This is a genomic window from Arthrobacter crystallopoietes, from assembly GCF_002849715.1.
Classification (GTDB): domain Bacteria; phylum Actinomycetota; class Actinomycetes; order Actinomycetales; family Micrococcaceae; genus Crystallibacter; species Crystallibacter crystallopoietes.
Genome location: NZ_CP018865.1, coordinates 21,943 through 34,092, shown reverse-complemented (window position 1 = coordinate 34,092; position 12,150 = coordinate 21,943). Strand labels below are relative to the sequence as shown.

At 58.5% G+C, this 12,150-nt stretch carries 10 protein-coding genes and 1 pseudogene; 4 read left to right on the top strand and 7 right to left on the bottom strand.

Annotated elements, in window-relative coordinates; genetic code table 11:
• The first annotated feature begins 918 nt into the window (after window positions 1-918).
• The 4 genes and pseudogenes from AC20117_RS22165 to AC20117_RS24425 form a co-directional block, all read left to right on the top strand.
• Entirely contained in the window at window positions 919-1,893 is a 975-nt protein-coding gene (locus tag AC20117_RS22165; RefSeq protein ID WP_335644997.1) for an ABC transporter substrate-binding protein, read from the top strand.
• Window positions 1,894-1,925: 32 nt separating this feature from the next.
• Entirely contained in the window at window positions 1,926-2,987 is a 1,062-nt protein-coding gene (locus AC20117_RS22160; protein ID WP_074703568.1) for a carbon-nitrogen hydrolase family protein, read from the top strand.
• 103 nt (window positions 2,988-3,090) lie between these two features.
• On the top strand, window positions 3,091-3,495 hold the full coding sequence (locus AC20117_RS24400) for a hypothetical protein (protein WP_418202266.1): 405 nt from the start codon (window positions 3,091-3,093) through the stop codon (window positions 3,493-3,495).
• Between the two features lie 34 nt (window positions 3,496-3,529).
• Window positions 3,530-4,697: pseudogene (locus AC20117_RS24425) on the top strand (ISL3 family transposase); the annotation flags it as partial.
• 768 nt (window positions 4,698-5,465) lie between these two features.
• Here AC20117_RS24425 and AC20117_RS22140 read toward each other — a convergent pair.
• The 7 genes from AC20117_RS22140 to AC20117_RS22110 form a co-directional block, all read right to left on the bottom strand.
• Window positions 5,466-6,350 (bottom strand): ABC transporter ATP-binding protein, encoded by an 885-nt coding sequence (locus tag AC20117_RS22140; RefSeq protein WP_074703565.1) that lies wholly within the window; start codon window positions 6,348-6,350, stop codon window positions 5,466-5,468.
• A complete protein-coding gene (locus AC20117_RS22135) occupies window positions 6,340-7,113 on the bottom strand; it encodes an ABC transporter permease (RefSeq protein ID WP_074703564.1) in 774 nt (257 codons plus the stop codon). Before AC20117_RS22135 ends, AC20117_RS22140 begins: the two co-directional genes overlap by 11 nt.
• Window positions 7,110-7,952 (bottom strand): ABC transporter permease, encoded by an 843-nt coding sequence (locus AC20117_RS22130; protein ID WP_074703563.1) that lies wholly within the window; start codon window positions 7,950-7,952, stop codon window positions 7,110-7,112. Before AC20117_RS22130 ends, AC20117_RS22135 begins: the two co-directional genes overlap by 4 nt.
• A 456-nt stretch (window positions 7,953-8,408) precedes the next feature.
• Window positions 8,409-9,389: a 2Fe-2S iron-sulfur cluster-binding protein gene (locus tag AC20117_RS22125; protein ID WP_074703562.1), complete on the bottom strand. Its 981-nt coding sequence runs from the start codon at window positions 9,387-9,389 to the stop codon at window positions 8,409-8,411.
• Between the two features lie 19 nt (window positions 9,390-9,408).
• The gene (locus tag AC20117_RS22120; protein ID WP_074703561.1) at window positions 9,409-10,377 is read right to left on the bottom strand and encodes a PdxA family dehydrogenase; all 969 of its coding nucleotides are present in this window, start codon (window positions 10,375-10,377) and stop codon (window positions 9,409-9,411) included.
• Complete coding sequence (locus AC20117_RS22115; protein ID WP_074703560.1) at window positions 10,374-10,868, bottom strand: aromatic-ring-hydroxylating dioxygenase subunit beta; 495 nt, start codon at window positions 10,866-10,868, stop codon at window positions 10,374-10,376. Before AC20117_RS22115 ends, AC20117_RS22120 begins: the two co-directional genes overlap by 4 nt.
• Before the next feature lies 1 nt (window position 10,869).
• On the bottom strand, window positions 10,870-12,141 hold the full coding sequence (locus AC20117_RS22110; RefSeq protein WP_074703559.1) for an aromatic ring-hydroxylating dioxygenase subunit alpha: 1,272 nt from the start codon (window positions 12,139-12,141) through the stop codon (window positions 10,870-10,872).
• Window positions 12,142-12,150: the final 9 nt, after the last annotated feature.

Genomic DNA, 12,150 nt, shown 5'->3' with positions numbered 1-12,150 from the left:
CCATCGCGCGGTGCAAAGTTCGATTTTCGATGAAAAATAACTGTACCCGAAAATAACCGTTGACGCACCACATGAGGAATGACACGTGGAGGCTAAGTGACGCCAAGCTCTCAATTATCCCAATGCAGCTTTCGTTCCACGTTGCCGAAACCGATTCCCTTTTCTCCAGACTCTTGACAGGGAACGGGCCTGCGGCTTTAATTTTCGTAAAAGCATAACGAATTTCGTTTAGCGAAATCTCTAGTTGGTTTATTCAACTTCCATCTACCATCGGGATCGTTCCGTACGATCTGAAGGAGGTAAACCTTGACAAGCAGCGCAGTACGTACGTTCATATGGCCTACCAGTGATGCCGCCGTCGTACAGCTGCCTTTCCCCGAGCGGCACCCGTGCCATGTTCACGACAGGCCAGTATTTGCGCGTCCATTTCGACGACTTCGACTCCCCCCGGAATTACTCGATTGCCAACACACCGCACAAGAATGACGGAGTCCCAGCTTCACCCCTGTGGTAGGTCCTCCATACACGTCCTGCCTGGGCGCTTCAGGGCGCGAGCTCGGGGCTAAACTCCCTTATGGCCTTATGGCCTTATGGCAAAGTTGCCGTCAACGCCAAATCCCGCGTGGCCGCCATACTGCTGGCTACAGGAGCGGCATCGCCCCGATCAGCAATGGCCCAGGACTAGATCCGCAAAGGGCTGGATCGCCCAAAGTATCTGTGTTGGGGGCAGGGGGCGCGGACTTCTATTTTGACGAACTGCCTTCGCCCGGCTGGCTTACCCTAGGAAAGCTTCTACAGCGCTGCATTCGCGCTTGGCGGCAGCATACCCGCTGAGATGTGGTCCCGAGGCGTGATCCCCTAGTCCAAGACTGAACTCTCAACGTCTGGGCTTTCAAAAACTTTCATAGAAAGTGAGTGATGATGAACAAACACATCCTGCCGGGTCTCGCGACCTTGTCGATTATCGCCCTAACCGTCACCGCATGCGGCACGGCTGATCCGACAGCTGATGCTGCCGGAACGGGTGAAGCTACCCAGAAGGTATCGGTCGGCGTGACACCGATCGCCATTAACGCCCCCATCTTCCTCGGGAAGGAAAAAGGCTTCTTTGACGAAGTGGGCATAGATCTGAATATCCAGACCAGTGTTGGTGGAGCAGCCGCCATCCCGGCAGTGGTCAGTGGCAGTTATCATTTCGCCGACAGCAATCCCATCTCCCTGATGATCGCCCGAGAAAAAGGACTTGACATCAAGTTCGTAACTGCGGACGGGGCACCAACTAAGATCAGCGGCACAGACACCAGCGGAGTTGTTGTGCCATCGGATTCACCCATTCAGTCTGCCGCAGATCTGGCCGGCAAAACCGTAGCTGTGAATACCCTGGCCAATATAGGCGACACGACCATCCGCCACCTCGTGGAAGAAGACGGCGGGGACCAAACCGCCATCAAATTCGTCGAGGTGGCCTTCCCGGATGCTGAAGCTGCAATCTCCAACAAGCAGGTAGATGCCGCTTGGGTTGTTGAACCGTTCCTGACCAAGGCAGTAAAAAACGGTGCCAGGGTGGTGTCCTACAATTTCGTGGACTTCGACCCGAATCTGGCCATAGATGGTTACTTTGCAACAGGGGACATGATCAGAAATGAACCGGAACTAGTAGAAAAGTTCCAGAGCGCGATTAACAAGTCGATGGAATACGCCGAAGCCAACCCCGAGGAAGTACGTGACATCGTCGGCACCTACACCGCCATCGACGCGGAACTGCGCGAAGAAATGATCCTCAACAGCTTCCCGACGACTTTTGATCGGGACTCCATGCAGAAGCTCGGCGAGGCTGCTCTCAAGTACGGCACGCTGACCCAAGCGCCAGACCTGGACGAACTCCTGCCCTGACAAGCCAGACGGCTCATGAGAGGAATGCTTACATGAAACAACAGACTGCCAAGTTGGCAGCAGTTCAGGCTTCACCCGTATGGCTAAACAGGGACGCTACGGTTCAAAAAGCGTGCGACTTCATCGCTGAAGCTGGCGCCGCGGGGGCGGACGTGATCGGCTTTCCCGAGAACTTTATCCCCGGTCATCCTTCCTGGTACTACTTCCACCCCGCCAGCTCGGAAAAGAGCGTGAGCATGGCGGTCAAGCTATTCCGTGAATCCGTGGAGATCTCCGGTGGGACCATCGACGCACTCTCACAGGCCGCGCGCCGGGCGCGCATTAACGTGATCATGGGCCTGACCGAGCGGATTCCCGACACTACCGGGACGCTGTACAACACACAGCTCTTCATTGACTCTGCAGGGGAAGTAGCAGGTAAACACCAGAAATTGGTGGCAACGGCCAGTGAACGGCTTGTCCACGCCTCAGGACTGGCGGAGACACAGCGGACTTTCGATTCCGAACTAGGCGTTATCAGCGCCCTAATATGCGGAGAAAACTCCAATCCACTCGCCGTGGCCATGGTTGCCTCGGCCTATCCCAAGGTGCACGTGGCCAGCTGGCCGAACAATTTCTCCCCTCGTTCAGCAGGCATGCCGGAGAACAGTCTGCTTGCCAGTAGGAACATCGCATACTCTTGCGGCACATTTGTCATCAGTGCCTGCACCGTCAACTCGGAGGCCATGATAGCCGATCTCGCAGCCACCGAGGCCGATGAAGCCTTCATGCGCGATCCAACCAAGACCGGCGGTAGCTGCATTATTAACCCGGCAGGCCAGATCATTGCCGGGCCACTGCCCGGCAACGAGGAAGGCATTCTTTATGCGGATGCTGACTTTGACGCCTGCATCCGCGCACGACTTCTCCACGACTTTGCGGGGCATTACAACCGCCCCGACGTGTACCAACTGGTAGTCAACCACAGCCAGCCAAAGCTCGTATCCATCGTAGGTGCGGAGTGGAGCGGATCCGAATCCGCCGGCCCGGAAGTGCCACCGATGGCGCTTTTCCTCCCGGAAGGAGGACGGAATGACTCTCTCGAAATCACCTGAACGGAACGTTGATGGTAGGACGGGATCACCGGTGTGACCCCTTGAACGGACTGCCCCCTCCATAGTGTCTCTCCTGAGATCTGTCTACCGGCTCCGTCACCTCATGAAGGTATCTCAGCCGAACGGACATGACTTCATACGGAGTTCCCGGAACGGTTCGCCTCGCTTCACGCGGGCCAGGACATTCATCAGCAGCTTCGTGGACTGGTACAACCATCACTCCGGGATCGGCTTTCACACTCCCGCCAATGTCCACTACGGCCATGCTGCCGACGTTGCCCGGGAACGCTCGGCAACCCACAGCCCCGCCGAGCGGGTCGAGATCCTCTCGACGTTGAACGCACCGGAGTTCGTGGATCTTGCATCCATGCAGGTCTATACGAAGCTGCTGGACCGGGGGATCTATCTGGGATCGCTGTCGACCTTTTACCGGGTGCTGGAAGGGAACCAGCAGATCAAGGAACGCCGGCGGCTGGCCACGCATCCACCCCGGCGGTTCCGGAACTGATGGCGACGAACAAGGCGAGGTTTATACCTGGGACACCTTCGAATCCGGATGCCCGTCCTGCGGGGTGATCGCCACGCGGCGCCACCCCCGGCGCAAGCAGCGGATCCGCGATATTCCCATCGCCGGCCCGGTAGAAGTGATCTGGTCCAAGCGCCGATTCTTCTGCGACGAGCCCGAATGCTCGCGGCAGACCTTCGTTGAGTCGACCGCGGAGGTCCCGCGCCGGGCACGCTCGACCCGCCGGCTGCAGGACGCGCTGGTCTCCGCCGTGATCGGCTCGGCACGGGCCGCCACCGAAACAGCGGCGGCGTTCGGAGTCTCGTGGTGGCTGGTCCAGCGCGCCCTGAACAATTCCATGACCGAACTGCCGGATGTGAACAACCTGCAGCCGAAGAGACTGGGAATCGATGAACACCGCTTCCGGTCCGTGCGCTACTTCAGGGACCCTGAGACCAATGCTTGGAAGCGCTACGAACCGTGGATGACGACGATCGTGGATCTGGACAGCGGGCAGGTTCTCGGCGTCGTCGACGGTCGGGACAGCAGGGGCGTCGGCGACGGCTCTTCGCCGCCCGCTGGACTGGCGGCTCGGCGTGGAGGTCGTGGCCATCGACCCGTCAGCGGCGTTCCGCAAGGCTCTGCGGATGTGGCTGCCCCGCGCCGCGGTCTCGGTCGACGCGTTCCATATGGTCCTTCTCGGGAACAACATGCTGACCGAAGTCCGCCAGCGGCTTCCCCAGGAAACCAAGGGCCGGCGCGGCCGTTCCGGCGACCCGGTCTGGGCCAACCGGCTGCTGCTGCTCCGCGCCTCCGAGAGCCTTTCGGACCGTGCACGGAACCGTCTGCAGACAGTCTTCGACGTCGATGATCCCACCGGAAAGCTGAAAGCAGCCTGGGACGTGAAGGAACAGCTGCGCGCACTGCTACGGACAGGTTCACTGGCCGCCGCCGCCGCTGCCAAGGACACGCGCCAGCGCCTGGTGGAACGCGCCGGACAGCCGGAAACCAACCGGCTCTGGCGCACCGTCTGCCGCTGGTGGCAGGAGATCGAAGTCCTCATCGTCACCGGCGCAACAACGAGCAAAGTAGAAGCCAACAATACGGCGATCAAACAAATCAAAAGAACCGGCCGCGGGTTCGTAAATAGCGCCAATTACACCGCGCGTATTATGCTCATATGCGCCGCCAGAACGGCGGCCTGATCGTGCATCGCAGCAGTGGAATTCACCACGAAACGCGGAGAGCCGCCAAACCTCAAGCTTCTGCGACGGGGTGACACGACCTCCGGGGGAGTCGGCCCACCAGCACGCGGTCCGGTACTGCTCATAGGATTATCTTCGCGTACGGCGCTCAAAAATGGACTGGACATGATTATTGGATTCCTGACCCTCGCCCCACGCGATCAAGCGGACTTGCTGTGACCCCTTGGTACCGTTCCAGCTTGACACTGTAGGGGACCCGTGCTGATCCATAGTCCCGCCAGGAACTGAAAGGGCAGATTATTATGACAATAACCGGCTGGAAAGTGGATGTCGCATCGATACCCACGCCGACACGCACCACGTCGCTGTCATCAGCGAACTCGGACAGAAACAAGGGTTGGCTGCACGTGTCCAGTTCCTGGCGGAGAAGATTGCTGACGCCGACGAACGTCTGATCACCGTCGTCGACGAAGTCGCACCAGAGCTCGTGCCTGCCAAAGCCGTCGGTCCCGTCACCGCTGCCCAACTCCTTGCCACAGCCGGTGAGAACACCGACCGGATCAAGTCCAAAGCAGCATTCGCAGCTCTGTGCGACAGATCGTCCTTGAATTATTCCTGGATGAACCGTCCTTTGATGCAGACATTCTGCACGTTCCATTTCAGTAGTCCCTCCAATTTTATGAGGTCCCACTGTCCTAAATCTCTAGGCTCCCCGCGACGCACGGTGCCAGACCACGCGGGTGCTGGACGCTTTGGTTGTGCGTTGCTCTATGAGACGGCCACTCCGGTACCGGTCCGGACGGCGGCGGCGGGGCGGTGGCCCTGCTTGGCGAGTTGGATTTGTTCGTAGACGTGGTGCCGCAGTTCGGTGAAGCGCGGCAGCGAACGGGTGTTGAGCTGGTCGCGCTCGTCCGGCAGATCAATGGCCAGGTCTTCCTGGATGACCGTCGGCGAGCTGGAGAGGATGATCACGCGTTCGCCGAGGTAGACGGACTCGTCGATGTCGTGGGTGACGAACAGGACGGTGACGCCGAGTTTGCGCCAGACGGTGCGGATCAGGTCTTCCAGGTCCGCCCGGGTCTGCGCGTCCACGGCGGCGAACGGTTCGTCCATGAGCAGCACTTCGGGCTGGTACGCCACGGCGCGGGCGATCGCCACGCGCTGCTGCATGCCACCGGAGAGCTGCCAGGGGTAGGACTGCGGCACGTGGGACAGCCCGACGGCCTCCAGCGCGTCATCGACGAGCTTGTCCCGCTCGGCCCGCGGCACGCCCTGGTTCTTCAGCGGCAGCTCGACGTTTTCGCGCACCCGCATCCAAGGAAAGAGGGAGCGGCCGTATTCCTGGAACACGACGGCCATCTTCTTCGGCGGCCCGGAGACGCGTGTGCCGTTCAGCAGCACTTCGCCCTCGGTCGGTGCCATCAGCCCGGAGATGCACTTGAGCAGGGTTGTCTTGCCGGAGCCGGACGGGCCGACCAGGCAGGCCAGCTCGCCGGCCTTCAGGTCGAAAGTCAGGTTCCGCACGGCCTCGATATCGCCGCCGTCGGTCTTGTAAACCTTCTTCAGGTTGCGGACCGAGAGCATGGCCTCGTTCCCGGGCAAAGTCTTGCCTGCCGGGGCGGGCGTGGTTCCGGGTGTTGTTTCAGACTGCATTTTCTACCTCTCGCAGGCCGTGGTACCAGCGCAGCACACGCCGCTCGGTCCACTGGAAGATGAATGACAAGGCGACGCCGATCAGGCCCAGGACCACAATGCCGGACCACATTTGCGGAATCGCGAAGGACCGCTGGAACTGCACGATCGTGAAGCCGAGGCCCGAGGACGAGGCGAACATTTCGGAAATGACCATCAGGATCAAGCCGATGGACAGGCACTGGCGGATACCGGCCATGATCTGCGGCCCGGCCGAGGGAAGCACCAGGTACTTGATCCGTGCCCAGCCGTGGATGCCGTAGGTGTGCGCCGAGTCGGAGAGCACGCCGTCGATGGCGCGGACACCTTCGATGGTGTTCAGCAGCACCGGCCACACGCAGCCGGAAATGATCACCGCGACCTTCATACCGTCCGTGATGCCCATCAGCAGCATTAGCACCGGGACCAGGACCGGCGGCGGAATGGCGCGGAAGAATTCGAGCACCGGCTCCGTCAGGTCCCGAAGCCACTTGATCGAACCGATCAGCAGGCCCGCGACAATGCCGATGATGATCGCCGAGACAACCCCGACGACCAGCCGCCCGATACTGGGCAGCACGTCAGAGACGATCCGCTCCCCGAACCATGTCTCGGCGAACGCCTCGGCCAGCAGGGCCGGGGTCGGCACGAAGAAATTCGTCTCCCCCAGCGTCGAGGCCCACCAGATTGCAACCAGGATCAGAGGCAGTGCCAGCACGTATCCGAGAGTCTTCAAGAACCTCATACGATCACCTCCGAACGGATCGAGGAATGCCAGGACAGGGTCTTGCGCTCAATGAAACGCATGACCAGATTAATGACGACGCCGATCAGGCCGGTCGCGAGTACCAGCGCGTACATACCAGAGATCGCGCCGCCGGCCTGGGCCAAGGCGATCTCGCGGCCCAGTCCCGGCGAACCGATGACCAGTTCGGCGGTGATCGCCAGGATCAGCGCTACGGAGGCGGCAAGGCGGATGCCGGTCATCAGGTAGGGCAGCGCAGTCGGGAACACCACGTGGCGGACCCGGGCCATGGTGCCCAGGCCGTAGGACTTGGCGGTCTGCATCGCGACGTTGTCCACGTCGGCGACCCCGTAGAGCACCTGGATGAAGACCTGCCAGAACGACGCGTAGACCACCAGCATCAGGGTTGATTCGATCTTCACGCCGAACAGCAGCACGGCCAGCGGGATCAGCGCCACTGAAGGGATCGGGCGGAGGAACTCCACGGTCGAGTTGGTGAACTTCCGCAGGAACATCGACGAACCGATGATGAAGCCCAGCACCACGGCCAGCACGATCGCCATCACCAGGCCGATCGCCCAGGCCAGCATGGTTTCGCCGACCGCGACCCAGAATGCCGCCAAACCGAAATCGGTGATCAGCGCCGCGATGACCTCACTGGCCGGCGGCAGGAACCGCGGCTCAACCAGGCCGACGCGTGGGATCAGTTCCCACAGCAGCAGGAACCCAACAATGCCCGCCAGCCCGAGCAACTGCTTCACCGGCAGCTTCCTCGCCGGCTGCTTTCTCCCCCGCGGGATAGGCGCAGCACTATTGGTTGTTACGGCCCCTTGTGTCATGGCAGCAGCTCATCCAGGCTTAGGCTTTGACTCGAGTAATTGCTCGGCGAAATGCGTACTTTTGTCGTCTTACGCCGGCTGCAGACTGAATGGCGTTGCGTTATTCTGCCGTGCCTTTTCGGGACTAGTGCCGAAGATTTCCTAGGACCAGGAAGAGCGCCGGCGCAGGTGGGCGAAACGGAAAGTCGGAAACTTGCCACGTGCGCGTCTGTGGCACCGTGATAGCCGTTCATTTTTGGCTGCTCCTTTGAGATTCGAGAATATTTTCACCTGGCATCTGACCGAGCTGTTCAATTGCTTCAGCGCGTATCAATGGGAAAAACGAGCTGTTCAGTTCTGGCATTCATTCAACTCACCGCGTGGCTGGTCCAGCCCTAGGTCATGGATGGGGGCTGCGGGCCTGGCCAGCTCAGTAATACCAGTCAGGTGCCGATCCACACCGCCAGGAGGTACGGCTCATGCGGGGACGAAAGCATCGCAGTGGAAATCACCAATGTCCAGGCCAGCATCGACGAATAAGTCGCGCGCATCGGACACCATCTTGTTACTGCCGCACGCGTATACGGAGCATTTATTGTGGCCTTTGAGGTGCTTTAGGGCGGCAGACTGAACCCAACCTGTCTCTCCTGCCCAGCTTTCTGGGGGTTGGGAGAGTACGGGCGTATAAGTGAACCAGTCGAGTTTCTCGTTCCACGACTTCACTAGATCAGACATATATAGATCAGGCTCATGTCGGCCGCCCCAGAAGAAATGGACCGGTCGTTTAATGTTCAGGTGGATGAGATTCTCCATAATTGACTTCACAGGAGCGAATCCGGTCCCGGTAGCCAGCATGATCAAAGGCTCGGGGGAGTCCAAGGTCAGTTGTACGTCGCCGAACGGCACCTCAACCAGGATTTTTTCATTTGGAGAGGCGTTTGCCAGGAAAGCATCTGAGAAGAGTCCTCCTTCATACTTACGTACGTGAAGTACTGCTTCAGCGTTTTTATGAGGGGGATTTGCCATTGAGTAGCTTCGCGTTTGTCCGTCAAAAACGATGTTCAGGTATTGGCCAGCATTGAAAATCGCCCTTACGCCGATGGGAAATCGCAACACGAGTTCGGCGATGTCGTTGCTTAGCCAGTTGATCTTCTTTATTTTCGCGTCCAGCTTTTTCCTGGATGTCGGGTCGTACTTAGTCCAGTCCGTTGGTCGAACAGTGACATCAGTCAGAGGTTTCGCCTGACAGAAGTAGACCGAGTCGGCTGGAGCTTTGATGTTGATTGACCGGTCTTGGACCTCACCTTTGATCAGAGTTCCCAGGCAGGTCGAGCAAACGCCTTTACGACAGGAGTAGGGGATCGAGTACCCGCTTTTTTCAGCGGCCTCAAGAATCGTGTCACTCTCTTCACTGTCAATAACTATGTCAGTAGCATCAATATGCACGGCCCTGGTCATGATCGTCCTTCTTCCCCACTCAATTTATGGATGCCACAAGCTTGAGTGCTTTTACGATTGGTGCGATGTCAGCGATTCCCTGTCCGGCGATATCGAAGGCTGCACCGTGCCCCACACTGGAAAACACGATCTCCTGGCCGATACACAGGGCGCTCGATTCTCGACCTCCCAGAAGCTTGATCGGTCCGTGTCCCTGATCGTGAAACATCGCCACGAAGCCGTCATATGATGCCCTGTCGGCCAGTAAAACGTCACAGCCGGTGGGCCCCACTACAGCCAGGCCTTCCTGTGCCAGCTTCTCGACGACCGGCGCGACGATGCGTGCATCTTCGTCTCCGAACAGTCCGCCCTCACCGGCATGTGGATTAATTCCGAAGACCCCTATTCTGGGCCTTTCGATTCCTAGCTTCTTCAAAGTAGCGTCTGTCGCTCGAATAGCCACTTCTACTGACCTCGGATTGAGAAGTTGTAACGCCTCGGAGACGCTGCAGTGCAGCGTTACATGCGTGATCCTCAGGTCGTCAATTATCAACATCAGGAACACCGGCAAATGGTCCCCGGATGATGCGCTCAGCAGTGAGGGATAGCCTGAGAAGACGATGCCGGCGGAATTAATTGCCGTTTCGGAATGGGGCGCAGCGACGATCGCTGAGCCGAAACCGTGTCTCAGCGACTTAACCGCAATCTTCACGTATTCGACGGTAGCCCGTCCCGCGGCTGCGCAAACCCTTCCCGGCTTGAACTCAGCCGGCGGCATCGAGTCAACGGGCAGGAGATCGATAGTGTTCATGATCGGTTCCGCTGTCCCGATTGTTTCCCTGACCGACAAGCCGAAACGGGAGGCGTAATAGGCCACCACGAAAGGGTCACCAACCACCACGGGAGGCTCTGAACCTTGTGCCTGCATTTCAGCGGCGGCTCTCACCGCCAGTTCCGGCCCTATCCCATTCGGATCCCCGATAGGCAGCAGAGTCCTTGCTCGGCTCATATCGGGAAGGCGATTAGCGTGTCAATCGTATTGCTATCACACACGACAAGCCGCTGAGCAAACATCGGCTGTTCATCGGCGTACTCGATCAGATCAACATACTTTCCCGTCGCAAAAAGCTCCGTCTGAGCTCCATTTGTTACGCGAATAACTGTGAACGGAGTCTCCGTGTGAATACCGCCGGATTCCGAAAGACGCCTAACCTGCGGAATTCCCAAGATGTGCCGATACGAGTGGCTCTCATAGATATTAGCTTCGCGCAAGGCTGAAACCCTGTCGGCTAACATAGCGCGTGAGTCTGCCCAGATGACCCCTGCCTCCATATGGGCGGCATAATTTTCCGCGTTAGTTACCATATAGTTGCACTTCTCCAAGAAGTACGCGGGCCACTCTTCGAGCCTATCCTCGTCGATGCAGTTAGCGTAGCTCGCCTGTAACTGCATGATTCCGAATATCTTGTCTTTGTCGACATCGCTGATGGACGCGATCATTTCAGTTTTCCTCGCTCTTTTCCCAGTCGTCGAGACCCATCTGGTTTCTATATTTCATCCAGAAGGCCCTGATTGAGGCTTCGGTAATGCGGACGTCACTTGAGCTAGTGCCGGAGCCACCCATCTCGACAACGGCAGACTGATCCGGAGCACCCGCGATTCCCCGCTGCACGAAGCCGCCGACGCAACCGTCTTCCATGGAGACGTAACCGCCCGGCCCTACAAGATTGGACTGCTTCATTCTGATTTTCCGCTGTGCCGCCGTATCAGAATCGAAACCGAGATATGTCCAGTTCAAATTCGTCCTCTCGACACTGACTGGTAGCACTTGGCGAACAGCGATCGAATTCTGGATCTGCTGGAGGACGAAACCTGGGTAGACGGACAGGATCTGAAGGGTTATGTCGTCATCGAATTCCTTGAAACCCTCCAGGATCGTCTCATCGGCCAACCGGTATTCACTGTCCGATCTGATTTGCTGATCCGCATAGATCGTGTCCGCACTCGAGGAGCGGTCAATCTCGGAGTAGCTCACATGGCATCCGCCATCTTCAGACACGATGATTCCCCCGCGCTGGGACAACCTGTTGAGCTCAAAAGTTGTGAAGAAGAGGTGAAGAATCGAGGCGTGGTAGGAGTCCTTGACATTCTCCATGTAGAGCTTCCAGTTGTTGGGGATTGCCTGCGTAAAGCGACCCAGGATAACCGGATTCCTGTCGTTCAAAACCCGCTTTATTCTGCCCGCAACTTCATCGCCGAGGTAATCTTCCAGGTCGGGTGTGTCTTCGGAAAACGTTCCAAACACCAGGCCGGCGATAGTTTCGATTCGAAGCTTACGAGGTCCGTGGGCTTCCAGGCAGAAATTCGCGGGCATTCCGCCCTCTCCCCGGACTCCGTCCTTGAACGCAACGCCAGTCAGGTCGCCCTGCAGGTTGTACGTCCAAGCGTGGTAAACGCAGGTGAAGTCTTTTGCCTCACCACGCTTGTCAAGGGCAAGAAGGGCCCCACGGTGTGCGCATCGGTTTTCGAAGGCGTAAAGCTCCCCGTCCCGGTCTCGGGTAACGATGACGGGGGTGTTGCCAACAAACGTCGAGCAGTAGCTGCCTGGCGTGGACAGTTCAGACTCCAGGCACAGATAGTTCCAGTTCGGGCCGCGGAAGATCTTTTCCTGTTCGAGGTCGTAGACATCGGTTCTTTGGAAGATCCAATAAGGAACCCGCGTCAGCGTGTCCTCCCAAGCGGGGAGTTCTTGAGGCAATGCTTCAGTGCTCATCTTCCACCT

Coding starts and splice junctions, on each gene's coding strand:
- AC20117_RS22160 (WP_074703568.1), top strand. CDS start 1,926: ATGAAACAACAGACTGCCAAGTTGGCAGCAGTTCAGGCTTCACCCGTA.
- AC20117_RS24400 (WP_418202266.1), top strand. CDS start 3,091: ATGAAGGTATCTCAGCCGAACGGACATGACTTCATACGGAGTTCCCGG.
- AC20117_RS22140 (WP_074703565.1), bottom strand. CDS start 6,350: ATGCAGTCTGAAACAACACCCGGAACCACGCCCGCCCCGGCAGGCAAG.
- AC20117_RS22110 (WP_074703559.1), bottom strand. CDS start 12,141: ATGAGCACTGAAGCATTGCCTCAAGAACTCCCCGCTTGGGAGGACACG.
- AC20117_RS22135 (WP_074703564.1), bottom strand. CDS start 7,113: ATGAGGTTCTTGAAGACTCTCGGATACGTGCTGGCACTGCCTCTGATC.
- AC20117_RS22130 (WP_074703563.1), bottom strand. CDS start 7,952: ATGACACAAGGGGCCGTAACAACCAATAGTGCTGCGCCTATCCCGCGG.
- AC20117_RS22115 (WP_074703560.1), bottom strand. CDS start 10,868: ATGATCGCGTCCATCAGCGATGTCGACAAAGACAAGATATTCGGAATC.
- AC20117_RS22165 (WP_335644997.1), top strand. CDS start 919: ATGATGAACAAACACATCCTGCCGGGTCTCGCGACCTTGTCGATTATC.
- AC20117_RS22120 (WP_074703561.1), bottom strand. CDS start 10,377: ATGAGCCGAGCAAGGACTCTGCTGCCTATCGGGGATCCGAATGGGATA.
- AC20117_RS22125 (WP_074703562.1), bottom strand. CDS start 9,389: ATGACCAGGGCCGTGCATATTGATGCTACTGACATAGTTATTGACAGT.